The sequence below is a fragment of the Kitasatospora sp. NPDC048545 genome (assembly GCF_040651155.1).
GTDB lineage: Bacteria > Actinomycetota > Actinomycetes > Streptomycetales > Streptomycetaceae > Kitasatospora.
The window spans coordinates 96,872-121,059 of record NZ_JBEZIQ010000004.1; the positions used below are offsets into that span (position 1 = coordinate 96,872).

22 protein-coding genes are annotated in these 24,188 nt (G+C 73.5%); 11 read left to right on the plus strand and 11 right to left on the minus strand.

Features of this window, described 5'->3' with window-relative positions:
* The first annotated feature begins 194 nt into the window (after positions 1-194).
* The 7 genes from AB0D10_RS05970 to manA all read left to right on the plus strand — a co-directional run bounded on the left by AB0D10_RS05970 (position 195) and on the right by manA (position 10,265).
* Positions 195-1,484 carry a sugar ABC transporter substrate-binding protein gene (locus tag AB0D10_RS05970; protein ID WP_360251968.1) on the plus strand — a complete coding sequence of 430 codons (1,290 nt, stop codon included), beginning with the start codon at positions 195-197 and terminating at the stop codon, positions 1,482-1,484.
* A gap of 112 nt (positions 1,485-1,596) precedes the next feature.
* Positions 1,597-2,469, plus strand: coding sequence for a sugar ABC transporter permease (locus AB0D10_RS05975; protein WP_360251971.1), 873 nt, complete (start codon positions 1,597-1,599; stop codon positions 2,467-2,469).
* Between the two features lie 4 nt (positions 2,470-2,473).
* Positions 2,474-3,418 carry a carbohydrate ABC transporter permease gene (locus tag AB0D10_RS05980; RefSeq protein ID WP_360251974.1) on the plus strand — a complete coding sequence of 315 codons (945 nt, stop codon included), beginning with the start codon at positions 2,474-2,476 and terminating at the stop codon, positions 3,416-3,418.
* A 41-nt stretch (positions 3,419-3,459) separates the two neighbouring features.
* Complete coding sequence (locus AB0D10_RS05985; protein ID WP_360251977.1) at positions 3,460-4,716, plus strand: glycosyl hydrolase; 1,257 nt, start codon at positions 3,460-3,462, stop codon at positions 4,714-4,716.
* Positions 4,717-4,829: 113 nt separating this feature from the next.
* Positions 4,830-7,871, plus strand: a complete 3,042-nt coding sequence (locus AB0D10_RS05990; protein WP_360251980.1) for a glycoside hydrolase family 38 C-terminal domain-containing protein — start codon at positions 4,830-4,832, stop codon at positions 7,869-7,871.
* Between the two features lie 101 nt (positions 7,872-7,972).
* Complete coding sequence (locus AB0D10_RS05995; RefSeq protein ID WP_360251983.1) at positions 7,973-8,905, plus strand: ROK family protein; 933 nt, start codon at positions 7,973-7,975, stop codon at positions 8,903-8,905.
* Between the two features lie 19 nt (positions 8,906-8,924).
* Positions 8,925-10,265, plus strand: a complete 1,341-nt coding sequence (gene manA, locus AB0D10_RS06000) for a mannose-6-phosphate isomerase, class I (RefSeq protein ID WP_360251986.1) — start codon at positions 8,925-8,927, stop codon at positions 10,263-10,265.
* Between the two features lie 39 nt (positions 10,266-10,304).
* On the opposite strand, the gene AB0D10_RS06005 is transcribed toward manA, so the two are convergent.
* The 8 genes from AB0D10_RS06005 to AB0D10_RS06040 all read right to left on the minus strand — a co-directional run bounded on the left by AB0D10_RS06005 (position 10,305) and on the right by AB0D10_RS06040 (position 17,919).
* On the minus strand, positions 10,305-10,700 hold the full coding sequence (locus AB0D10_RS06005) for a DUF2267 domain-containing protein (protein ID WP_360251989.1): 396 nt from the start codon (positions 10,698-10,700) through the stop codon (positions 10,305-10,307).
* 320 nt (positions 10,701-11,020) lie between these two features.
* Positions 11,021-11,575, minus strand: coding sequence for a thioesterase family protein (locus tag AB0D10_RS06010; RefSeq protein WP_360251992.1), 555 nt, complete (start codon positions 11,573-11,575; stop codon positions 11,021-11,023).
* Positions 11,572-11,883: a hypothetical protein gene (locus AB0D10_RS06015; RefSeq protein WP_360251995.1), complete on the minus strand. Its 312-nt coding sequence runs from the start codon at positions 11,881-11,883 to the stop codon at positions 11,572-11,574. The genes AB0D10_RS06010 and AB0D10_RS06015 overlap by 4 nt, the downstream gene beginning before the upstream one ends.
* A gap of 264 nt (positions 11,884-12,147) precedes the next feature.
* Positions 12,148-13,107, minus strand: coding sequence for a DUF6528 family protein (locus AB0D10_RS06020; protein WP_360252441.1), 960 nt, complete (start codon positions 13,105-13,107; stop codon positions 12,148-12,150).
* 154 nt (positions 13,108-13,261) lie between these two features.
* Positions 13,262-14,650 carry an FAD-binding oxidoreductase gene (locus tag AB0D10_RS06025; protein ID WP_360251998.1) on the minus strand — a complete coding sequence of 463 codons (1,389 nt, stop codon included), beginning with the start codon at positions 14,648-14,650 and terminating at the stop codon, positions 13,262-13,264.
* 82 nt (positions 14,651-14,732) lie between these two features.
* Positions 14,733-15,248 (minus strand): flavoprotein, encoded by a 516-nt coding sequence (locus AB0D10_RS06030; protein ID WP_360252001.1) that lies wholly within the window; start codon positions 15,246-15,248, stop codon positions 14,733-14,735.
* A 15-nt stretch (positions 15,249-15,263) separates the two neighbouring features.
* Entirely contained in the window at positions 15,264-15,443 is a 180-nt protein-coding gene (locus tag AB0D10_RS06035) for a hypothetical protein (protein WP_360252004.1), read from the minus strand.
* Positions 15,444-15,681: 238 nt separating this feature from the next.
* Positions 15,682-17,919, minus strand: coding sequence for an FUSC family protein (locus AB0D10_RS06040; protein WP_360252007.1), 2,238 nt, complete (start codon positions 17,917-17,919; stop codon positions 15,682-15,684).
* A gap of 253 nt (positions 17,920-18,172) precedes the next feature.
* Between AB0D10_RS06040 and AB0D10_RS06045 the strand changes: the two genes are divergently transcribed.
* The gene (locus tag AB0D10_RS06045; protein ID WP_360252010.1) at positions 18,173-19,396 is read left to right on the plus strand and encodes a GNAT family N-acetyltransferase; all 1,224 of its coding nucleotides are present in this window, start codon (positions 18,173-18,175) and stop codon (positions 19,394-19,396) included.
* 158 nt (positions 19,397-19,554) lie between these two features.
* On the opposite strand, the gene AB0D10_RS06050 is transcribed toward AB0D10_RS06045, so the two are convergent.
* A complete protein-coding gene (locus AB0D10_RS06050; protein WP_360252013.1) occupies positions 19,555-20,295 on the minus strand; it encodes a hypothetical protein in 741 nt (246 codons plus the stop codon).
* 275 nt (positions 20,296-20,570) lie between these two features.
* Entirely contained in the window at positions 20,571-21,101 is a 531-nt protein-coding gene (locus AB0D10_RS06055) for a cysteine/serine endopeptidase inhibitor (RefSeq protein ID WP_360252016.1), read from the minus strand.
* Positions 21,102-21,354: 253 nt separating this feature from the next.
* Between AB0D10_RS06055 and AB0D10_RS06060 the strand changes: the two genes are divergently transcribed.
* From AB0D10_RS06060 to AB0D10_RS06070, 3 genes are all read left to right on the plus strand, one after another.
* The gene (locus tag AB0D10_RS06060; RefSeq protein ID WP_360252019.1) at positions 21,355-21,549 is read left to right on the plus strand and encodes a hypothetical protein; all 195 of its coding nucleotides are present in this window, start codon (positions 21,355-21,357) and stop codon (positions 21,547-21,549) included.
* A 270-nt stretch (positions 21,550-21,819) separates the two neighbouring features.
* On the plus strand, positions 21,820-22,470 hold the full coding sequence (locus AB0D10_RS06065) for a 4'-phosphopantetheinyl transferase superfamily protein (protein WP_360252444.1): 651 nt from the start codon (positions 21,820-21,822) through the stop codon (positions 22,468-22,470).
* 109 nt (positions 22,471-22,579) lie between these two features.
* Positions 22,580-22,963 (plus strand): barstar family protein, encoded by a 384-nt coding sequence (locus AB0D10_RS06070; protein WP_360252022.1) that lies wholly within the window; start codon positions 22,580-22,582, stop codon positions 22,961-22,963.
* Between the two features lie 103 nt (positions 22,964-23,066).
* Here AB0D10_RS06070 and AB0D10_RS06075 read toward each other — a convergent pair whose 3' ends face one another.
* On the minus strand, positions 23,067-23,843 hold the full coding sequence (locus tag AB0D10_RS06075) for a polysaccharide deacetylase family protein (protein ID WP_360252025.1): 777 nt from the start codon (positions 23,841-23,843) through the stop codon (positions 23,067-23,069).
* Between the last annotated feature and the right edge of the window lie 345 nt (positions 23,844-24,188).

The following is a 24,188-nucleotide window of genomic DNA, read 5'->3' on the forward strand; positions in this document are numbered from 1 at the left end:
AGACCGGTTTAGTTGGTTAGCCAGTTAGCCAGGTTCCGGAAGCCGGCACAACCCCCGTCGACATCGATCACTCCGAAACCCCGAAACCCCGGGGCTCCGGGGCCCAGGACTCCCAGGTCCTGCGGCCCCCGAGGCCACGAGAACCCCCGAGCTCAGCACGATCCCCCACCCACCCCCAGGACCGGGAGACCCTCATGCGAAGAATCTGGGCGGCACTGACGACAACGGCCTTCACCGCCGCCGCACTCACCGGCTGCGGACTCGGCTCCGGCGACACCAAGGACAGCGACAGCGTGGCGAGTGCGGCCGCCACCGGCCAGGTCAAGGGCAAGGTCTCCCTGCAGACCTGGGCGCTCAAGCCGAAGTTCACCGACTACGTGCAGGGCGTCATCGACGGCTTCAAGAAGAAGTACCCCGGCGTCGAGGTCGAGTGGCTCGACCAGCCCGGCGAGGGCTACTCCGACAAGGTGCTCAGCCAGGCCGCCGCCGGCACCCTGCCCGACGTGGTCAACCTCCCGCCCGACTTCGCCCTCCCGCTCGCGAAGAAGGACCTCCTGCTGGACGTCGCCAAGGCCGACCCGAAGCTCGCCGACGAGTACGTCGCCGGCGGCGTCGAGGCCTACCGCTTCACCGGCTTCCAGGGCACCTTCGGCTACCCCTGGTACCTCAACACCGATGTGAACTACTGGAGTTCGGAACTCCTCACGAAGAACGGACTGGACCCGAAGAAGCCCCCGGCCACTCTGGACGAACTCATCGCCCAGGCCCGGGTGATGAAGGAGAAGTCCGGCGGCCAGACCTACCTGATGAGCCGCAAGCCCGGCCTCGGCGACCTCTACAACGCCGGCGTGAAGCTCATGTCCGACGACGGCAAGTCCTTCACCTTCAACACCCCCGAGGCCGCCGCGCTGCTCGACAAGTACCGCGACGCCTTCAAGGAGGGCCTGCTCCCCAAGGACGTCCTCAGCAACACCTACGCCGGGAACACCAAGCTGTTCAACGCCGGCACCGCCGCCTGGACCACCTCCGGCGCCAACTACATCACCAGTCTCGCCACCGACAACCCGACGCTCGCCCCGAAGGTCGTGCCCTCCCCCGCGCTGGCCACCCCGCCGATGTACGTCCAGGGGCTGTCCATCCCGAAGAGCACCAAGAACCCGGCCGCCGCGGTCGCCCTCGCCCGCTGGGTCACCAACGCCGAGAACCAGGCCGCCTTCGCCCACCTGACCAGCATCTTCCCGTCCACCAAGGCCTCCGCCGACGACCCGTTCTTCAGCAAGAGCGACGGCACCAACGCGGGCGACGCCAAGGTGATCGCGTTCAGCTCGCTGGCCAAGGCCAAGCTCATCCAACCCGTGCAGGTCGACGACGCGATGAGCACGATCATCAACCAGCAGATCGCGCTGGCCATCAGCGGCGACGCAAGCTCCAAGCAGGCGCTGGACACCGCCGTGGAACAGTGCAACAAGCTGCTCAAAGGCTGACCTCGGCACGAGCGTCCGCCGAACCCGGTACCGGCGACGCGGCGGGGTCCCCCACACCCGCCGCTCCCGGGAATGACCCGCACCACCCCCCAGGCCCCAGGAAGGCAACCGCATGACCCACCGGCGCTGGTTCACCCCCTGGCTGCTCGCCGGGCCCGCGATCGTCTGGCTGGCCGTCTTCAACCTCTGGCCGGCCGTCAACACGGTGATCCTGTCGTTCACCAACGCCAAGCCGCTGGGCGGCGGACAGTTCACCGGCCTGGAGAACTACGGCCGCCTGCTGGACGACGAGCAGCTCGCCGACGCCCTGCTCAACAGCATCGTCTTCATGCTGGTCTGCCTGCCCCTGCTGACCGTCCTGCCGCTGCTGCTCGCGCTCCTCGTCCAACGCAGGATCCCCGGCATCACCTTCTTCCGCACCGCCTTCTACACCCCGGTGATCGCCTCCGCCGTCGTGGTGGCGCTGATCTGGGGCTGGGTGCTGGACGACCGCGGCCTGGCCAACGGCCTGCTCCGGCAGAGCGGGCTGACCGACTCCCCGGTCTCCTTCCTGACCGACCGCTGGCTGCTGCTGTTCAGCGCGATCGCCCTGACCGTCTGGAAGGGCCTCGGCTACTACATGGTCATCTACCTGTCCGCCCTCGCCAACGTCCCGCGCGAACTGCACGAGGCCGCGGCGGTGGACGGCGCCGGGCCGCTGAGCCGGTTCTGGCACGTCACCCTGCCCGGGGTGCGGCCGACCATGGTCCTGATCTCCGCGCTGATCTCGGTGAGCTCGCTGCGCGTCTTCTCCGAGCTGTACGTGCTCTCCAACGGCCAGGGCGGCCCCGGGGGGCGCGACATGTCGGTGGTGATGCTGATCCAGATGTACAGCCGCGGCTTCAACGGCCACCTCGGCTACGCGTCGGCGCTCAGCCTGCTGCTGTTCGTCGTCACCCTCGGCCCGATGCTGTTCCTGATGCGCCTGAACCGGAAGGCGGCCTGAACCCGTGACCACCAGCCCGCCGAAGACCGCCGGGGCCGGCAACGACCCCCAGGACGCCCGGGACGCCCGGAACACCCGGGGCGCCCGGACCAGCACGGCCTCCCGGGGCTCCCGGGGCTTCAACACTCCCTCCCCCGGCCGGACGGCCGCCCGCTACCTGCTCCTGGTGCTCGTCCTGCTCCTGGTCGTCGGTCCCTTCCTGTGGCAGCTGTCCACCTCCCTCAAGGGCCCGGCCGAGGACGTCTACACCCGCACCCCGGCCTTCCTGCCCGACCAGCCCACCCTCGGCAACTACGGCAAGGTCGCCGACACCATCCCGGTGTGGACCTATGCGTTCAACTCGGTGATCGTCGCCGCGGTCTGCATCACCGGCAACGTGGTCGGCTGCACCCTGGCCGGCTACGCCCTCGCCCGGCTGCGCTTCCGCGGCGCCCGGCTCGTCCTCGGCCTCTTCCTCGCCACGCTCGTCCTGCCCGGCGAGGTCACCATCGTCTCCCAGTACGTGCTGGTGCGCGGCCTCGGCCTGGCCGACACCCTGGCCGGCGTCGCCCTGCCGGGCTCGATCGCCATGCTGAACGTGCTGCTGATGCGCACCGCCTTCGCCGCCGTCCCGGTCGAACTGGACCAGGCCGCGCTGGTGGACGGTGCCACCGTGTGGCAGCGGCTGTGGCACATCGGCCTGCCGAACGTGCGCGGCATGATCAGCGTGATCGTCATCTTCACCTTCATCGGTGCCTGGGACGACTTCCTCTGGCCGCTGATCGTGCTCAACGACCCGCAGAAGTACACCCTCACCGTCGGGCTGCAGTACCTCAACGGCACCTTCTCCGCCAACCCCCGGCTGATCGCCGCCGGCACCATGATCGCGTTCCTGCCGATCGTCGTGGTGTTCGGCATCTGCCAGCGCTTCTTCTTCAAGGGCGTCGAGGAGGGAGCCGTCAAGGGCTAGCCCACCGTCCGTACGCCCCACCGAGTCGAGGAAGCTCTCCGATGACCACCGCCCCCCGTTTCGGCGTCAACTACACCCCCAGCGTCGGCTGGTTCCACCACTGGCTCGACTTCGACCTCGACGCCGTGCTCGCCGACTTCGACTCCATCGCCGCCCTCGGCCTGGACCACGTCCGGGTCTTCCCGCTCTGGCCGCTGTTCCAGCCCAACCGCGCCCTGGTCCGCCCGCGCGCCGTCGAGCAGCTGACGGCCCTGGTCGACGCGGCCGGCGAGCGCGGGCTGGACGTCGCCGTGGACGGCCTGCAGGGCCACCTGTCGAGCTTCGACTTCCTGCCCTCCTGGACCCGCACCTGGCACCGGCGCAACCTCTTCACCGACCCCGAGGTCATCGACGGCCAGGCCGCCTACCTGCGCACCCTCGCCGGGGCGCTGCGCGAGCGGCCCAACTTCCTCGGGATGACGCTCGGCAACGAGATCAACCAGTTCTCCGGCGACCCTCACCCCGACCCGGACCGGGCCACCCCCGACGAGGCCGGGGCCTGGCTCCGCCGGATGCTCGAAGCCTGCGAGCAGGGCGCCCCCGGCCGCCTCCACCTGCACGCCTCCTACGACGCCGCCTGGTACCTGGACGAGCACCCCTTCACGCCCTGGCACTCGGCCCGGATCGGCGCCGCCACCGCCGTGCACTCCTGGGTGTTCAACGGCACCGCCCAGCGCTACGGCGCCCACTCCACCGCCACCGCGCAGCACGCCGCCTACCTGGTCGAGCTGTCCAAGGCCTGGGCGGACGACCCGGGCCGCCCGGTCTGGCTGCAGGAGGTCGGCGCGCCCGCCCCGCACATCGCCCCCGAGGACGCGGCCCGCTTCACCGGCGCCACCGTCGAGGCGGTGCTGGACTGCCCGGACCTGTGGGGCGTGACCTGGTGGTGCTCGCACGACGTGGACCGCTCGCTCGCCGACTTCCCCGAACTGGAGTACAGCCTCGGCCTGTTGACCACCGACCGGAGGGTCAAGCCGGCCGGTGCCCGGCTCGCCGAGGCGGCCGCCGAGGCCCGCCGCTCCTGGCAGCCGCCGAAGCCGCGCAGCACCGCCGTGGTCGTCGCCACCGGCGACGAGACCACCTCCCCGAAGCGCTCGGCCTGCGGCCCCGGCGGCGCGGTGTACGAGGCGTTCATGCACCTCACCGAGGCGGGCGCCCGCCCGACCACCGTACTCGCCGAACGCGCCGGGGACCGGACGCACCTGGCCGCGCGCGGCATCACCGACGTGGTCCACCCCGACGACGTACGGTCCCCGTAGCCCTTCCGCACCGCGTACGCCCGAGGCTCAGCCGAACCCCGCACACCCGAAGCTCAGCCGCACCCCGCACCCCGCACCCCTCAGCCCTCAGCCACCCAACGGAGCCCGCTGACATGCACGATGACCGCACCCTGGTGGAGTCCCGCCTCAAGCGCGTCCTGGACGAGCGCATCCGCCCGGCCGTCTACCCCGAGTCCGTCCCGCTGGAGGTCGGCATCTGGACGGCACCCGGCGAGCCCGTCCCGGTGGCCGAGGGCCTGGCCGCGCCCCGCACCCCGATCGCGGTCGGTGACGCCTGGGGCGCGCCCTGGGGAACCAGTTGGATCACCGTGACCGGTACGGTGCCCGAGTCCTGGGCCGGCCGCACCGTCGAGGCGCTGATCGACCTGGGTTTCGACGCCAACATGCCCGGCTTCCAGTGCGAGGGTCTGGTCTACCGCCCGGACGGCACCCCGGTGAAGGGCCTCAACCCGCAGAACCAGTGGGTGCGGATCGCCTCCCCGGCAGCCGGCGGCGAGCAGGTGCTACTGCACGTCGAGGCCGCCGCCAACCCGGTCATCCTGGACTACCACCCCTTCCTGCCGACCGAGTTGGGTGACAAGGAGACGGCCGGCGACCGGCCGCAGTACAAGCTGGCCCGGATGGACCTCGCCGTCTTCGACGAGACGGTCTGGCAGCTGGTGCTGGACCTGGAGGTGCTCGGCGAGCTGATGGCCGAGCTTCCGGTGGAGGGCGCCCGCCGCTGGGAGCTGCTGCGCGCGATCGAACGGGCGCTCGACGCGGTCGACCTGCAGGACGTCAACGGCACCGCCGCACGTGCCCGTTCGGAGCTGGCCGGGGTGCTGGCCGCACCCGCGGTGCCGTCCGCACACCGGATCAGCGCGATCGGCCACGCGCACATCGACTCGGCGTGGCTGTGGCCGCTGCGCGAGACCGTCCGCAAGGTGGCCCGCACCACCGCCAACATGACCGCGCTGCTGGAGGACGAGCCCGACTTCCTCTACACCATGTCCCAGGCCCAGCAGTTCGCCTGGATCAAGGAGCACCGCCCCGAGGTGTACGCCCGGGTCCGCAAGGCGGTGGCCGAGGGCCGGTTCGTCCCGGCCGGCGGTATGTGGGTCGAGTCCGACACCAACATGCCGAGCTCGGAGGCGATGGCGCGGCAGTTCGTGCACGGCAAGCGGTTCTTCCTGGACGAGTTCGGGGTGGAGAACCACGAGGCCTGGCTGCCGGACACCTTCGGCTTCACCGGCGGCCTGCCCCAGATCATCCGCAACGCGGGCTCCAAGTGGCTGCTGACGCAGAAGATCTCGTGGAGCCAGGTGAACAGGTTCCCGCACCACACCTTCCTGTGGGAGGGCATCGACGGCACCCGGATCTTCACCCACTTCCCGCCCGTGGACACCTACAACTGCTCCATGAAGGGCAGCGAGATCGCCCACGCGGCAAGGAACTTCAAGGACAAGGGGGTGGCCCGGCACTCGCTCGCCCCGACCGGCTGGGGCGACGGCGGCGGCGGAACGACCCGCGAGATGGTCGCCAAGGCCGCCCGGATGAAGGACCTGGAGGGCTCGGCCACCGTCCGCTGGGAGAAGCCCGCCGAGTTCTTCGCCAAGGCGGAGGCCGAGTACCCGGACCCGCCGGTCTGGGTCGGCGAGCTCTACCTGGAGCTGCACCGGGCCACCCTGACCAGCCAGGCCAAGACCAAGCAGGGCAACCGGCGCAGCGAGAACCTGCTCCGCGAGGCCGAACTCTGGTGCACCACCGCAACGTTGCGCACCGGCGCGGCCTACCCGTACGAGCAGCTGGACCGGATCTGGAAGACCGTGCTGCTGCACCAGTTCCACGACATCCTGCCCGGCTCGTCCATCGCCTGGGTGCACCGCGAGGCCGAGGCCACGTACGCGGCACTGGCCGGGGAGCTGGAGGAGCTGATCGGAGCGGCCCAGCGGGCCCTCGCCGGGGACGCCGCGGGCGGGCGCGAGCTGGTGTTCAACGGGGCGCCGCACCCCCGCTCGGCGGTGCCCGCAGGCGGGGCCGCGCCGGCCGCGGCGAACGGTGCGCCCTGCACGGCGGTCGAGCGGCCCGGGGGCGGCTACACGCTGCACAACGGCCTGCTGGAGGTCGCGGTGGACGCGGACGGCCTGATCGCCTCCGTGGTCGAGGTCGCGAGCGGCCGGGAGACCGTCGCCCCCGGCAGCCGTGCCAACCTGCTGCAGCTGCACCCGGACTTCCCCAACATGTGGGACGCCTGGGACGTCGACCAGTTCTACCGCAACACCGTCACCGACCTGACCGGCGTGGACTCGCTCACCGCCACGACCGGCGCCGAGCAGGCCTCGGTGCGGATCGCCCGCTCCTTCGGCTCCTCCACCGTGGTGCAGACGCTCACCCTGCGGGCCGGCGAGCAGCGCGTCGACATCGACACCGAGGTCGACTGGCACGAGACCGAGAAGTTCCTCAAGACCGCGTTCCCGCTGGACGTCCACACCGACCGCTACGCCGCCGAGACCCAGTTCGGCCACCTCTACCGCCCCACCCACACCAACACCAGCTGGGACGCCGCCAAGTTCGAGGCCTGCAACCACCGCTTCGTCCACCTCGACGAACCCGGCTGGGGCGTCGCCCTGGTCACCGCCTCCACCTACGGCCACGACGTCACCCGCACGGTGCGCGACACCGACGGCGGCACCACCACCACGGTCCGCTTCTCGCTGCTGCGCGCCCCGCGCTTCCCCGACCCCAAGACCGACCAGGGCGTGCACCGCTTCCGACACGCCCTCGTCCCGGGCGCGGCGATCGGCGACGCCGTCCGCGAGGGTTACCGGATCGGCCTGCCCGAGCGGCGGGTCACCGGCAGCGCCGAGCGGGTCGCGCCGCTGGTGGAGCTCGACCACGACGCGCTCGTGGTGAGCGCCGTCAAGCTCGCCGACGACCGCAGCGGGGACCTGATCGTCCGCGTCTACGAGGCGGGCGGCGGCCGCGTCCGGGGCTGGCTGACCACCTCCTTCCCGCTGGCCGACGCCGTCCCCTGCGACCTGCTGGAGCGGCCCTGGGACGGCACCCGCGGCGAGGTGACGGTGGAGGACGGCGCGGTGCGCCTCGCACTGCGCCCGTTCGAGCTGGTCACCCTGCGGCTGCGGGCCGCCGGCTAGGTCCCGTTCCCCGTCCGCGCCGGACGGCTGCTCTACGCTGTGCGGCGCCCCGACCCTCACCGGCGGGGCGCCGCGCCCCCTGAGACCTCCTGGAGCCCGCCGTGCCTTCCACCCCGCTGTTCGCCGCCCTCGACATCGGCGGCACCAAGATCGCCGGAGCGCTGGTCGACGGCGCCGGACGGCTGCGGCACCGGCTCCAGCTGCTCACCCCGGCGACCGAACCGGGCGCGGCCGTGCTCGCCGTCGTCCACAAGGTGCTGGACCAGCTCTCCGGCACGACCGACTGGGCCGCCGTGACGGCCGTCGGGATCGGCAGCGCCGGCCCGGTCGACCTCGCCGACGGCACCGTCAGCCCGGTCAACATCCCCGGCTGGCGCGACTTCCCGCTGATCACCGAGGTCGCCGCGCACCCGGCCGTGGCCGCCCGCGCACTGCCCGTCCGCCTGGCAGGGGACGGCGTCGCGATGGCCGCCGCCGAACACTGGCAGGGCGCGGCCCGGGGGGCCACCGACGCACTCTGTCTGGTGGTGTCGACCGGCGTCGGCGCCGGGCTGGTGCTCGACGGCGCGGTGCGGCCCGGCCCCAGCGGCAACGCCGGCCACCTCGGCCACATCACCGTCGACCTGGACGGCGAGCCCTGCCCGTGCGGCTCCCGCGGCTGCCTGGAAGGCCTCGCCAGCGGCACCGCCATCGCCCGCCGCGCGCTCGCCGACGGCTGGCGGCCCGACGGCGCGGACCGCTCGGCCCGCGCCGTCGCCGCCTCCGCCGCCGCGGGCGACCCGGTCGCGCTCGCCTCCTTCGACCGCGCCGCCCAGGCCCTGGCCGCCGGCATCGCCGCCACGGCCGCCCTGGTCGACCTCGACCGGGTCGTCGTCGGCGGCGGCGTCGCCACCGCCGGGGACGTGCTGTTCGCCCCGCTCGCCCGGCACCTGGACCGCTACGCCGCCCTCTCCTACATCCGCGGCCTCGATCTGCGCCGCGCCGAACTCGGCACCGACGCCGGGCTGATCGGCGCGGCCGCGCTCTGCCGCTGAGCCACCCCGGAGCACCCGCATGCCGCCCTTCCTCCTGCTGCACAACCCGGTCCGCCGGTACGCCTGGGGCTCGCCCACCGCCATCCCCGCGCTCACCGGCACCGAGCCGGACGGCACCCCGCAGGCCGAGCTGTGGATGGGCGCACACCCGTCGGCGCCGTCGTCCGTCCCCGGCCCCGACGGCCCGCGGCGGCTGGACGAGCTGATCGACGCCGACCCGGCGGGCCTGCTCGGTCCGGACACCGTCCGGCGGTTCGGCGCGGAGCTGCCGTTCCTGTTCAAGGTGTTGGCCGCCGACCGGGCGCTCTCCCTGCAGGTCCACCCGACCCGTGCCCAGGCCGAGGCCGGGTACGCGGCGGAGGACGCTCGGGGAGTCCCGCCGGACGCGCCGGACCGGGTGTTCAGGGACCGTGGACACAAACCCGAACTCATCTGCGCACTGGGCGACTTCGAGGCGCTGTGCGGCTTCCGCCCGGCCGCCGACGCGGCCGGGCTGCTGGAACTGCTCGACGTGCCCCTGCTGGCGCCGTGGGCGGCGGCGCTGCGCTCACGGCCCGCCGCCGAGGTCCTGCCGGCGCTGCTGCGGAGCGCGCTCGCCACCGACCGCCCCTCTCCGGCCGAACTGTCCCTCGTGGAGCGGGCGTTGGATCGCGCCGCGGGCGCCGGAGGCCGGTACGCGCAGGCCTGTGCCGCCTACGCCCGCGCCGCCGGCCAGTACCCGGGCGACCCCGGACTGATCGCGGCGCTGCTGCTCAACCACGTCCGGCTCACCGCTGGGCAGGCGCTGTACCTGGACGCCGGGGTGCCGCACGCCTATCTGCGGGGCCTGGGGGTGGAGTTGATGGCCAACTCGGACAACGTGCTGCGCTGCGGACTCACCCCGAAGCACGTCGACGTCGACGGCCTGCTCGCGGTCACGTCCTTCCGGCCCGGCTTGCCCGACGTGCTCACGCCGCACCCGATCGACGGCATCGCGGGCGCCGGTACCTACGGGGGCACCGGCCCCGAGGCCGACACTGAGGCCGACGCCGATGTCTGCCCCGATGTCTGCCCCGATGTCTGCCCCGATGAGGAATTCCCCTCCCCCGCAGCGGAGTTCCGGCTCTCCCGGCCGCGTCCCGGCGCCACCCCGGCCCGGATCGACCTCCCCACCCCGCAGATCCTTCTCTGCGTCTCGGGGCACGCCCGGCTGCACGCTTCGGACGGCGCAGAACTCGCGCTCCCCGCCGGGGCGTCCGCCTACCTGCGCCCGGGCGCCGGACCGGTCGGACTGACCGGCCCGGGCGCGGAGCTGTTCCGGGCCACCACCGGACGGCCGCCCACCTCCCGACAGCGGCCGGCCGGCCGGACCACCCGGTAACGCCGGACCGAACCGTCCGGTAGCCGCGGACCGCACCGCTCAAGCCGACGCGGGATGCCCGAACAGCAGGTCGTAGCCGTCCGGGAGCTGCTCGACCACCCGGTCGATCAGCTCGCCGGGAACCTGGTCGGACATCGTGCTGAGCACCGCCCCGATGTCCCACTGCGCCGTCGCGGGGGTCGCCCCGTCGATCCACCCGACCACGCCCTGGACGAAGCGCTCGGCGGTCAGCGGTTCGGCCGCGGGCTCGGCGTCGCGCAGCAGTGAGGCGTACGTCGCAGGCAGTGCCCCGGCGAGCTCGATCCGCTCCGACCCCACCAGGTGCTCGCCGAGCAGGGCGAGCACGATCCGCGTGGCATGGTCCGCCTCCGCCTCCCCCCGGTACTCGCCGCGTTCCACGACGCGGGCGAGAAAGTCCTCCCAGGAGATGGTCATCGCGTCCTCCTTCCGGTCGGCGGGATCCGGCAGGACCGACGGCGCTCTGCGCTCGGGTCGGGGGAGGTGACTCGCAACCCGTGATCACCGTGGGAGGTACCGGTGCCCGTGCTGCTCAGCGTAACCCGGCCCGGCGCTCCGGGAACCGGCCCGCTGTCATCGGGTCCGGCCGGGCGCCGGGAATCCGGCCCGGCGGATCGACGCCGTTGTCGATCGCGCCGTCGGCCCGGGGCTCCGTCCCGGAGGTGAGCATCGGCCGGGCGCCGGTCGAACCGACCTGACGCCGCGCGCCGAGCCCCGGCCCGCCCGTCCGCCCGGTCTCAGCCGGCCGAGGCGCGGCACCGCCGGCGCGGCCGGCGCGCGGACGGGATCCCGCTGCCCGTGGCCCCCGGCGACACCCGCTGTGCCGGCGTCGTCGCCGTCGCGGTGGCCAGGGCGCCCTCGGCGCGCGCCGCGTCCGGCATAAACGCCGCGAGAAAGCGCCGCTCGTTCGGGCTCAGGGTGCGCGAGCGACCGGATTCGCGGTCCCGCGCGACCACCACGGTCCGCGCCCGCATAAAGGTGAGCAGGTCGCGGCAGACATTCACCTCGACATGTGCGGAACTCCGCCCGAGACGTTCCACGGTGAGTCTCACGGACAATGGCTCGGGCCGGTGGTGCAACTGCTCCAGATAATCGATCTCGTGCCGCGCGATAATGAATCCGGACGGGAACAGCGATTCCCGGACGGCGGTCGCGTGGTGGCAGAAAAGGTCGTAAATCCCCTCCTGGATGTAGCCGACCAGCCGGGCGTTGTTGATGTGCCCGTTCTCGTCGACGTCGCTCCACCGGGTGGGGCAGGCCAGGACGTGCGCGCCCAGGTGCACCGCGCTCACTGCTGCGTCAGCCCGGCACCGGCGGTGGCGGGGAGCAGCGCACGCTGCAACCTGGCGTAGTAGGCGGAGTGTTCGGCCGCCATCCGGGCCGCGGTCCACCCCTCCTCGGCGGCCTCCGCAGCCGCCTGGACGACCAGGCTGTCGAGCACCGTGTCGACCGATCGGCACAACTCGGCGACGGCCGCGAGGCGCTCGGTCACGTCGGATCCGCCGGGGGCATTCCGGGACGGGAACGCGGCCAGCGAGTCCATCGCGAGCTGCAGGTCGTCAAGCGTTTCCGGCAGGTTTTCCGAAGGGGAATTCCGCATGTTTTTCTCCAGGACTCAATCGGCCTTTACGGCCCGGTAACCAGCGTTCGAATACACCGGATCGGCGTCGACCCCCCGACGCCTTCGACGCTATCCCAGCCGACGGGGGTCGGCAGATGGTTTTCGGACCGCGACGGGAAACTGACTTCCATCGGAGTAGTTTGCCGGGGTACACAATATGCCCTGTCAGCCGAACGCTGTCCGCAATTCGAGTGGTATCGCCGACTCGACGCCCAAGATCAACTGGCTGGCGCCGCGGATCTGCTAGTGGCCCCACCACCGCGCCTTGTACAGGTGCGTCCCGCGCAGCACGCGGACCCCCTCCGGCCGGTGCAGGGAGATCACCGAGGTACACCAGTCGCACGGACCGGTGTGCTCGGGGGCCGCGGTGAGCAGACGACCGGTCCGGCCCGGCTCGTCACCGACGCTCTTCACGTCCCACTCGGCGGCCGGAGCGGCCAAGTGGACCGGGGCGAAACGGTCGGCCGAGGGGTCGTAGCTCCACAGCCCGGCCGACGTGCTCACCCAGAACCGCCCGGGAGCGCCGACCACGGGCGCCAGGTCATGGCCACCGGGACCGGGCAGCGGGGTGCTCCGGACAGCCGTGAGGGTGGGTGCGGCCGCTGTACCACCGACCCGCAACGCGATCAGCGCGGAACCGCCGAGCACCCGCAGCAGGCTGCTCCGCCCGTCCCACTGCACACCGTGCGCGCCTGCCAGCGGGAACTCCGCGAACGCGGCGGCACGCCGGCCCTGCGAGGCCGCGTACAGCCGGACCCAGCCGCCCGCGCTCGCCACCACGGCGACATTGCCGTCCGGCAGCAGCTCGATGCTGTGAGGATTGACGGCCGGGCCCAGGTCCGCCGCCCAGTGGACCCGGCCGGTGGCCGTGTCCACCACGGCGGCCAGCCCACCCGAGGCCGTCGTCAGCAGGTAGCGGCGGCCCTCCCGGATCCGGCTCTTCACCTCGTCCGGGTTCGTCCAACTCCGGGCCGGGGCCAGGTCCGCCAACTCCGGCTCCCGGTCCGCACTCCAGCCCCAGACCACCGGCAACCGGTCCGGCCCCCGGTAGGCCATCAGCTCCTCGGCACTCTGCAGCACCAGCACCCGGCGGGATTCCTGGTCCACGACGGCGACCTGCCCACCCGGCCACCGCGCCTGCGCACGGACCGCGGGCGCGCACACCAGCAGGGCGAGGCACAGCGCCGACAGCGTTCTCCGCATCACGCCCCCACCGTCCGCGCAGCGGACCGGATCCGCTGGACGGTACGTCCGAACGGCCGTCAGCCGGGCGGCCACCGGGCAGGCCCCAGCAGCCACCGGCCCGGGCCGCGACGGCTCGCGACCGGGCCCCGGCGGCTGACCGGGCCTCCGGCGGCTACCGGCCGGACACCAGGTCCGCGACCCGGGCGATCGGCGAGGTCGTCACCTGCCCGCCCGCCTCCTGCCGGTCGGCGGCGTGGTAGGCGGCGTACATCGCATGCACGCCCAGCCAGCGCAGCGGCTCCGGCTCCCAGCGCCGCACCGTGTGCCCCACCCAGGGCAGCCCGGTGAGCTCGGTGTCCCGGCCCAGCACCAGGTCGCGCAGGGTCCGCCCGGCCAGGTTGGTCGTCGTCACCCCGCTGCCCACGTACCCGCCCGCCCAGCCGAGCCCGGTCACCCGGTCCAGCTCCACCGTGGCGCACCAGTCCCGGGGCACGCCGAGCACACCCGCCCAGGCGTGGTCGATCCGGGCTTGCGCGGCGGCCGGGAAGAAGCGGTTCAGGATCGCGCGGAGCCGGCGCACCGTGTCCACCTGGGTGGAACCGTCCGAGTCCGTCCGCGAGCCGAACCGGTACGGGACACCGCGACCGCCGAGCGCGATCCGGTCGTCGGCGGTGCGCTGCGCGTACATGTAGGCGTGCGCGAAGTCACCCAGCACCTCCCGGCCCTGCCAGCCCGTCTCCGCCCAGAAGTCGGCGGGCAGCGGCTCCGTCGCGACCATCGCCGAGTTCATCGGCAGCCAGGTACGCCGCTCCCCGCGCAGCCCCGCCGTGAAGCCCTCGGTGGCGCGCAGCACGTGATCCGCGGTGACGGTGCCCGACCCGGTGACGGCCCGCGGCTTCCGGTAGGCACTCCCGGGCAGGATCGCGGTCACCGCCGACCCCTCGTACACCTCCACCCCGAGGTCCCGCACCACCCGCGCCAGACCGCGCACGAGCTTCGCCGGCTGGATGCGCGCGCCGAACGGGGACCACGAACCGCCGAGGGCACCGGCGACATCGACCCGCCCGCCGGCCTCCTTGGCGCTCAGCAGCTCCACGCGGCCCTCCCCGTAGCCGCGCTCACCCTCGACGAAGGCCCTCAGGCGCTCCAACTGCGGCTCACTGCGCGCGACTTCGAGCACACCGCCGTGGACGATGTCCGCCTCGATGCCCTCCGCCGCAGCCACCTCGACCACCTCCCCGACGGCGTCGTCCATCACCCGCTGCATCGCCGCCGCCCGCTGCTGCCCGTACCGCTTCGCGAACGCGCCGCGCCCCGCGAAACCGTTGTACAGCCAGCCGCCGTTGCGCCCGGAGGCGCCGTAGCCGCAGAACCGCTGCTCCAGCAGGGCGATCCGCAGGGACGGGTCCGCCTTCTTCAGGTAGTAGGCCGACCAGAGGCCGGTGTACCCGCCACCGACGACGCACACGTCGACATCCCGGTCCCCCGGCAGCCCGGGGCCGGGCTCCGGCACACCGTCCGCCGCGTACCAGAACGACACCCCGCCGTTGACCGCCGCCACCGGAAACCTCCCACACCCTCGCTGACCTGCCCGGACGCTACCTCGGCCCGGCCTACGCCAACCACCCCTCACACTGCCAGGATCACCGCGCCGGGCCAGCCACCCTGTCAGCCCGCAACAGCTCCAGGGCCCGCGTCCAGTCGTAGGCGCCCGGCACGAAGTCCGCCACCCGCACCCCCATCCGCCGCAGCTTCCCCAGGCTCTCCTCGTACGCGGGGTGAGCCGCCTGCGCGGCGCTCAGACACGGCTGAACGGCTACCGGAACGCCCCAGCCGAACGACTCGCAGAGAATGCCGAGCGCGAGCGTGTCCGAGATGCCCAGGACCCACTTGTTGATCGTGTTGAAGGTGGCCAGCGACACCACGATCGCGTCCGGATCCGGCAGCGGCCGCGGATCCCCCGGCTTGCGCCAGGCGGAACGGATCGGATACCCCGTCTGCGCCACGACCGCGTCGGCGTCGATGAACCCCATCGCGGTGGGGGTCGCGACCACCCCCACGTCCCACCCACCGGCCTGAGCCGCCGCGATCAACTCCCCCACCCCACCCGCCACCCCCGCCGCACACACCACGACGTACAGCACCGGCTTCTCCGCCATCCCTGACACTCCCTCTCATCCCCGCCGCCCCACCACGAGATCGGCATGCACCACCTTCCCAAACGCCTCCACCGCCGCACCCCAACGCCCCTTCGTCAGCTCGTGGACCAACGCCAGCCCCCGATGCCCCTCCTCGTCCTCCCCCGCCACCACCACGGACCACTCCTCAGTGATGCCGCCGGCCTGGAGGCTCAAGACCGCACGGTTCGCACCGACCCAACCCGCTGCCGACCCGCTCCGAGAACTCCGATCCGGTGACTCCGAGTTGAAGTCACCGGACTCTCCGTGGCCGTAGGATCGGACTCGACTCGCGCTCGCCGACGGGCGCATGCGGTGTCTGCAGGACGGCGTGGAGCCACGGCAGTTCCATCTTCGAGGCCATCGAACGCCAGGTCTGAACGACGTCTCCCGGCCCGGCCGACTGTGAGCGCGGTCAGCCGGGCGGGGGCGGCCGGTCGTCGTGGATCTGCTGGAGGTCGTCGAGCAACCCGGTGAGCCAGACCGCGACGTCGACCGCGTGCAGCGGGATCCGTCGGTCGCCCCGGGGATCGGCCGCGCGGTCGAGTTCGGCGGTCAGTGCCGCGCGGGCCCGGGTGAGGGCGGGGTGCGCGGTGCCTGCCGGTTCGCGGGCGCGGAGGGCCGTCGCCTGGCGGCGGAAGGCGGCCGTGACGTCGTCGGCGTGGCGCAGCAGCGCCTTCGCGTCGTCCGGGTGGGTCGCCGCGGTGCCGGGCGGGACGCGGGCCAGGAGCAGTTCGGCGCCGCGGACGGTGTGTTGTCCGGTGAGGAGGGCCGCCTGCCAGTTGGGCCCGTCCTCGGCCGGGTCGTGCCGTTCGCTGCGGTACTGGGCGTACATCGCTTCGGTGAGCAGGGCGGAGCGGCGGGCCCGGTGCAGGGCGTCGGCGGCCGGGCCGCTGCCGGTCACCACGACGACCGTCTCCCGAAGGGCCTCGGCGCTGTCGTCCAGCATTCCGGCGGCGCGGCGCCGCAGGTCCTGGCCGCCGCCGCGCGGCCAGGCGCAGAGGCCTGCCAGGATGCCGATCGTCGCGCCGGCGGCCACGTTGACCAGTCGCGCTTCGGCGAGCCGCCAGCCGGCGGGTGCCAGTTGGGTGAAGACGAGGGCGACCACGACGGTGAACAGTCCCTGGCCCCAGGCCGGACCGAACGCCGGTCCGGCGCTGAAGGCGATCAGCATCATCGGCGGCAGCGCGAGGGCGTAGACCAGCGGGCGTTCGCCCACTCCCAGCAGCAGGGCGGCGGTGGTGGCGGCGCCGACGGTCGTGCCGATGAGCGCGGGGCGCAGCGTCATCCGGGTGTCGGCGGCGCTGGTGCGCATCAGGGTGAGGGTGGCGAGCAGGACCCAGAAGCCGTGCGAGAGGTCGAGGGTGCCGGCGATCAGCCGGGCCGCGCCGAGGGCGAGCGCGGTGCGCAGCGCGTTCTGGAAAGCGACCGAGTGGGGTGTGAGGTTGGCCCGGAACCGGCGCCACCACAGCAGCGGGGCAGGGTCGTAGGCGTACCAGAACGGTCCGGGCCGTTGGTCGGCGGGTGTCTCGTCGGGTGGCAGGGCGGCGTGGCGGCTGACCCTGGCGGCGCGGACGGCGAAGCGGGCGCCTTCGGCGGCGTCCAGGGCGGCGGTGCCGAGCACCGGGCGAGCGCGGTGGACGAGGCCCTCGGGTTCCCGGCCCTCGGGCTCCGAGCTGTCGGCCCCGTGGGCGACCCCGTCGGCCGACCAGTCCGCGGCGCGGCCGGTGTCGAAGACCGTGAGTTCCCGGTCGACCTGCCCGGTCTCGGGGACGGGCCCGGTGCGGAGCACCCCGGCGGCGGCCGCGCGCAGGGCCCGTGCGGTGGCGGCGGTGAGCCGTGCCGCGGCGGGGTGGGGCCTGGCCCGGGCGAGCAGCAGGACGCGGTGCACCTGCGGGCCGGTGTAGCGCAGGGCGACCGCGCAGTGGGTGAGGGCCCGGTCGACGGCGCCGGCCGAGGCGGGCCGTTCCATCAGGGGGACGCGGCTGAAGCGGAGCGCGTCGAGGTGTGTGCGGCACCGGTCGGCGGCTTCGGTGACGGCCCCGGCGGCGGCGGCGCGGCCGGCGCAGGCGTCGGCGGCGAGGTCCGCCAGGTCGGCCAGGGCCGCGGCGGCGCGGGACAGTCTGCTCCGGTAGTCCGGCGGCGCGGGCTCGGGCCACAGCAGCAGTTCCGCGGCGGCGAGCAGCAGCAGGCCGGCGGTGACGCCGAGCAGGCGCTGCGGGAGGGTGTCGGGGCTGTAGGGCGGGAAGCACGGGAGGATGTAGAGCAGTTGCAGCCCGGTGGCCAGGCCCATCAGCCGGGGGCCGCCGACGGTGCCGTAGGACACCGCGAAGCCGACGCCGACCATGCCGAGGGCCGCCGCCCAGTCGCGCACGGCGAGAACGGTGCCGAGGCAGACGAGGCCCCAGGCGACCGGCAGTGTCCACAGGATCGTCCGGGCCCGGGCGCGGGCGGCGCCCTCGACCCGGGCGAGGGCGCCGAGGGCGACGGCCGCGAACAGCGCGTAGGTGGCCGACACCGGGCGGTGCAGGCCGTAGCGGAAGGTGTAGAACCCGGCGCACGCGGCCAGGGTGACCCGGACGGCGCGGTGGACGACCGTGGCGTCGGGGCGCGTGCGGCGCGGCTGCTCCGCCCGCCCTCGCGATCGGCGCATCGCACCTCGCTCCCGTGGGTGTGCCGCCCCGGCGGGGCGGGGCCGCCGCCGGGCTCGGGCGTGGGACACCTTCACGGTAGGACGACATCGGGCCGTCCCGCAGCGGGGACGGCTGCGCCCGGGCGTCCGGGCCTCCGCGGCAGTGACGAGCCCGGCCGCCCCGGCGGTAATTCGTTTGACCCCGGACCGTGACGACGGTGCACTGTGCCGGGGCACCGCAGGGGGCGGTGTGGCCAAGGAGGCAGCGGCAGCAATGCAGATCCGTTCCACGACCGACCAGGACCTCAAGGTCTTCGTCGACACGATCCACGCCGCGTTCGCGCGCTTCCCGGAGACTCCGGCCGAGGACGGCAGCGGGGTGTTCTGGTCGGCGTTCGAGATGGACCGCGCCCTGCTGGCCGTCTCGCCGGAGGGGAAGCCCGTGGGCACCGCCGGCGCGTACTCCTTCGAACTCACCCTGCCCGGCGGGGCCGCCGTCCCGGTCGCCGGGGTCACGGCGGTGGGTGTCCTGCCGACGCACCGGCGCCGGGGTGTGCTGACGGCGATGATGCGGCATCAGCTCGCGGAGGTGCGGGAGCGGGGGGAGTTCCTCTCCGTGCTGCTGGCGTCGGAGGCCTCGATCTACGGCCGGTTCGGCTACGGGCCGGCGACGTACACGCGGCGGCTGACGGTGCCGCGCCACCGGGCGGCGCTGGCCGTCCCCCGGGCGCGGGGTGCGGCGGAGGCGTTCGCGGCGGGTTCGGTCGAGGTGCTGCGGCGGGCCGAGTGCGGTGAGCTCCTGGAGGAGGTCTACGACCGCTACCGCCGGGTGCAGCCGGGTGCGTTGTCGCGGCCGCACCGCTGGTGGGCTTCGGGTGCGGGGCAGCCGCCGGTCGCTCCGGCGCCGCGGTACGTCGCCGTGCACCGGGACGCGGACGGTGTCCCGGACGGGTACGCCAGCTACTGGCTGGACGAGCCGGACATCTTGATGGTGGACGAGACCGTCGCCGTCGACGACGCCGTGTTCACGGCCCTCGCCGGGTTCCTGCTCGGCCACGATCTGGTGTCGGAGGTCGTGTTCAAGCACCTCCCGACGGAACATCCGCTGCGCTGGCAGCTGGTGGACTTCAACGCCGGTCAGCTGAGCAAGAGCACCGACTGGCTCTGGGTGCGGATCCTGGACGTTCCGCGGGCGCTGACCGCGCGCGGCTGGTCCGTCGACGGTGAGCTCGTGCTCGACGTCGACGACCCGTTCCTCGGCGAGCGGGGCCGCTACCTGCTGACCGTGCGGGGCGGCGAGGCCGACTGCGTCACGACGGACCGGGAGCCCGATCTGTCGTTGGACGTACGGGACTTGGGCTCGGTGTACCTGGGCGGGACGGCTCCGAGCACGCTGGTGCGCGCCGGCCACGTGCTGGCGCACCGGCCGGGCGCCGCGGCGCTCGCCGACGCCCTCTTCGGTGCCGAGCGTCCCCCGCACTGCCTGCACTGGTTCTGATCCGGCGCGGCCGCACCGACCCCCGCCCACGGGTGGATGGGGCCACGACGGGGACTCCTGGTCCGCCGTCAGCGGGCGCCGGGGAAGGGCCCAGCGGGCGCGGGGAAGAACTCACGCGTCGGCCGGAGAAAGGGCTCACGCGTCGGCTGGGGAAGGGCTCACGCGTGGGCGCTGATCCGGCCGCCGGTCGAGAGCACGATGTAGACGCCGTTGGCGGAAACGCCGACGTCGTGCCCGTTCGTCTCCAGCGTGCCGTTCACCGCGTTGTCGAGGCCGAGGATGTCGGCGCGGTACTTGAGTTCGCCGCTCTTGGTGACCTTGACCGTCCAGTCGCCCGCGACCTTGAAGGTGCCGGGGCCCTGGTGTCCGCCGCCCATCCAGGCGTGGACCGTGCCGTCCAGCGAGAGCACGATGAACATGTCGTTGGCGTCGAGTCCGGCGTCGGTGTCCTTGGCGTCCAGGGTGGCGAGGACGTCACCGTTGTTGACGATCTTGGCGACGAAGTGCTGGGGGGCGACTTCCCGGATCTCGGCGGTGCTGCCGTCGGGGAGGGTCTGGGTGCGGGCGCCGGGCGCCGGCTTGCCCGGCGGGGCCGGGGTGGTGGTGGCGCCGGTGCCGGGCTTGGCGGCCGTGGTGCCGTTGCCGGGCTTGGCCGGCGGGGCGGCCGGGGTGGTGGGTGCGCCGGATGCCGGGGCCGTGGCGGCCGGTGAGGAGGGGGCGGCCGGGGCGCTGGTGCCGGGGGTTCCGGCCGTGGCGGCCGTGGCGGCGGGGGAGGCCGCGTTCGACGCGCCGGACGTGCTGCTGCAGGCGGTGGCGGCGGGTACCAGCAACGCGACGGTCAGGACGGTGCCGGCGAACGTGCGGGCCGTGGTCGCGCGGCGGGTCGTCTTGAGGGACATGCCGGTTCTCCTGAACTGGGTGCGGGTGAGGACGCGGACGCCGCCCGGTCCGTCTCCCCCGTGGAGACCGGTGGGTGACGGAGCGGCGTGCACGATCGAAACTAGTCGGGGCAGTCGACGGAATGACGCGTTCCGTGTCACCGGACTGCAACGCTGCGACCGGATTCCGACCGGAGCCTCCGTCAGCACCGGCTCCCCGTACTCCTCGTGGAAGCGGCCGTGCCCGCCCCTCGTGCGCTCCCGGGGCGGGCACGGCCGTGTCACGTCCGTCGGTGTCAGCCGAGGGTGGACCCGGCGATCGGGGCAGAGAGCTCGACGGTCTCGCCCTTCAGGCCGGCCTTGACGAACTGCCAGGTGAGGCCGGTGATGACGCCCTTGCCCAGCGGGGCGAGCCTGGCGAAGGCCGGCTGGCTGAGGTCGATGTGGGTGGAGTCGCAGGAAGGACACTGGTCCTTGACGGGGACGGTGATGGTCTTGCCCTGGTAGGTGACCTTGACCGAAATGCCCTTGCAGACGGGGTCGTTGTTCGGGTTCGCGGTGGTCCACCAGGTGTGCGAGACGGCGACCAGCATCTGCGACGAGGCGTTGATCTGGGTGCCGCAGGCGCCGAAGCCCGAGTCGTTGTAGTAGGTGGCCTTGCCGGTCATGGGCTTGTTGATCGGGATCGCGGCGCTGGCGGTGCCGGCCGTGAAGGCGATGAGAGCGGCTGCGGCGAGCGGGGCGCCCGCGAGGATCCTGAGGTTCTTGCCGATGGCGCGCATGGTTCGTTCCCTCCGGTTGCAGTGCTGGCGGAGCTTGCTGGACATGAACATGACAGACACAAGTCACCGCGTCAGCACGGCGGTTCGGCGACTCCGGCGGTCATCTCGTGAAGGGAACGTATGCGCTCGTCCTCGATATGGTCCAGACCTCCATGATGTTGGCATGAACACAAGGCAAGGAGCTTTACGAATGCCGCCGAAGGGGCGAAGATGCGTGACCGCGCCACCACGGAGGGTGTTGACAGGCCGTCACCCACCTGCCTGTCCCGCACCGACCCGGCCCCGGAGGTCCCGTCACATGCGCACCGCTCTCGCCGCCCTGCTCCTCGGCGGCGCCCTCGTCCCGGCCGCCGCCGCTCCCGCGAACGCCGACTCCGCGCCCCGCGCGGTGAACCAGGGCTACAGCATCCCGGTCGGCGGCGTGACCGACCTCGGCGCGCTGCCCGTCCTCGGCAGCCTCGGGCTCGACTTCGCCCGCCTCCTCGGACAGTGACCCGGGTCCGTCACCGAACGTCGCCGGCACGGGCCGCCGCCCTGCCGGCACCCGGACTCCCCCGTTGCCCGCCCCGTCCCCGCCGTCGCCCGCGCCGCTGTTGTCCCGGCGCGCTCGCGTCCTGACCGTCCGCCGGTCCGGACCGCCGTCGAGCAGCACGCGACGGACGGTGGCCGCAGTCCCCGTTCCGCCCACCGGGATCGCCCCACCGGGTTACCCTCGTCCCGCGCGGCGACGACTCCGCGCGACCGACCGAAGGGGGAACGGGTGATCGGGGACCTGCTGCCGGACATCGTGGCGACCGAGGTGGCGTACGACGACCCCCCGCAGGCCCGGCTGGAGCCGGCGGAGGAGGCCGTCCTCGCCCGGGCCGTCGACAAGCGGCGCCGCGAGTTCACCACCGTCCGGCACTGCGCCCGCGCCGCCCTCGCCCGGCTCGGCGTCCCCTACCGCCCGCTCGTCCCTGGCCTGCGCGGCGCGCCGAGCTGGCCGGACGGCGTGGTCGGCAGCCTCACCCACTGCGACGGCTTCCGCGCGGCCGCCGTGGCCCGGGCCGGCGCCCTCGCCTCCGTCGGCATCGACGCCGAGCCCGCGCTGGCGCTGCCTGAGGGTGTCCTGGACGTCGTCGCGCTGCCCATCGAGCAGAAGCGGCTCGCCGACCTGGCCGCCACGCGCCCGGACGTCCCGTGGGACCGCCTGCTGTTCAGCGCCAAGGAGTCGGTGTACAAGGCGTGGTTCCCGCTGACCGGGCTCTTCCTGGAGTTCAGCGAGGCCGAACTGGACCTGTCCTCCGACGGCACCTTCACCGCCCGGCTGCTGGTTCCCGGCCCGGTGGTCGGCGGGCGTCGGCTCGACGGCTTCGACGGCCGCTGGGCCGTCCGGGACGGGCTGCTCGCGACCGCCATCGCCGTGGAGCCGTGAGGCCCGTCCGCCGACACCCCGGCGCGGACTCCGGCCGTGAACTCCGGCCGCCCACCCGCCGCCTGCACCGCCTCCCCCGCCCGGGTGGGGGAGGCATATCCTCGTCCCCGTGACGGTGACCTATGTGATCGACGGCGGCAGGATCGGCACCCTGGAGGACTTCTGGGACGCCGTCGGGCAGGAGATCGGCGTCGACGGCTACTTCGGCCGCAACCTCGACGCCTTCGCCGACTGCCTGCGCGGCGGCTACGGCACGCCCGACGACGGGGACTGGGTCATCGAGTGGCGTGACCACCAGGCCTCCCGGCGCGGGCTCGGCTACCCGGAGACGGTCCGCCAGCTGGAGCTGCGGCTGGGCCGCTGCCACCCCACCAACCGCGAGCACGTCGCCGCCGACCTGGCCGCCGCCCGCGCCGGGAAGGGCCCGACGGTCTTCGACTGGCTGGTCCGGATCATCGAGGACGAGCACCCGGGGGGCCTCCGGCTCGCGTAGCGCCGCCGGAGGCCCCCGCCCCCGGTCCGCGTCGCGGCCTCCGCCCCCGGTCCGCGTCGCGGCGTCCGGGCCCGGTCCACGCCACGATCTCCGGGAGCCCGGGCTACAGCACGTCCGAGAGCCGGACGAACCGCCGCCCCGCCGCCAGCATCCCCGGCACCGCCGCCGCCACCCCCGGGGCGGTGCCGCCGCCCGGGTGGTTCATGTGGCCGATCACGATCGCGCCCGACGGGGCCGACCCGACCTCCTGCCGCACCTGGGAGGCGTTGAGCGTCGCACCGCCGTCCCCGTTCACGGTGAAGCCGGCCACCCGCTGGCCCAGGTCGGCGACCACCCGGGTTGCGACGTCGTCGTAGTGCGCGGTGCCGGAGCGGAAGAACCGGGGCGGATGCCCGAGCAGCCCGGTGAGCTTCCGCGCGTTGGCCGCCACCTCGTCGTAGACCTCGCCGACGTCACCCGTGCCGGCGATGCCGTAGGCGGAGCGGCCGGTGACCGAGAGCGGGCGGTGGACGGTGCCGTGGTTGCCGATCTCGAACAGCGGGTCGCCGGCGAGCTGCTCGAACTCGTCCGGGTTGGCGTCGATCCAGCGGGCGTTCAGGAAGAGCGTGGCCGGGACGGCGTGGGCCCGCAGGAAGTCGATCAGGTCGGCGTCGTAGCCGTTGCCGCCGGGCCCGCCGCAGGCGTCGAAGGTGAGTGCCGTCGCGCGCTCGCCGTCGGGCAGCTCGGTGATCACTCCGGCGACCTCCAGCCCCCAGTCCGTCGGGGCGACGGCTCCGTACCGCTCCACCACGTCGGCCCGGGTCGGCTCCTTCGCCTGGACCGGTGTGGCCGCGGGGGTGGGCTCGGCCGTCGGTGCGGCGGTCGCGGGGTCCGTGGGCACGGCGTCGACCGCCCCGGATATGCCCGACGTGGTGGCCGCCGCCGTCCCCGTCGCCGTCCCCGCGGCGGGGACCGAGGACGAGGCCGCCCCGGCGAGCGACGTCGACGCCGCCCGGGTCCCGCACCCCGTCAGCACGCCACCGGCCATTACCACGAGCAGTGCCCGCCGACTCACCGCCACGCCCGCCTCCGATTCATCTGCACTCGAATCAACTGATTACATGACTATGAACCGACCATTCGTCACTCCTCGCAACTCGCCCACCGCCCCGCACCCGGCCCCTCTTCACCGACCCGCCCCGCCGCCGTGGGCCCCCACTCACCCCCGGTTCACCCGCCCGGGTAG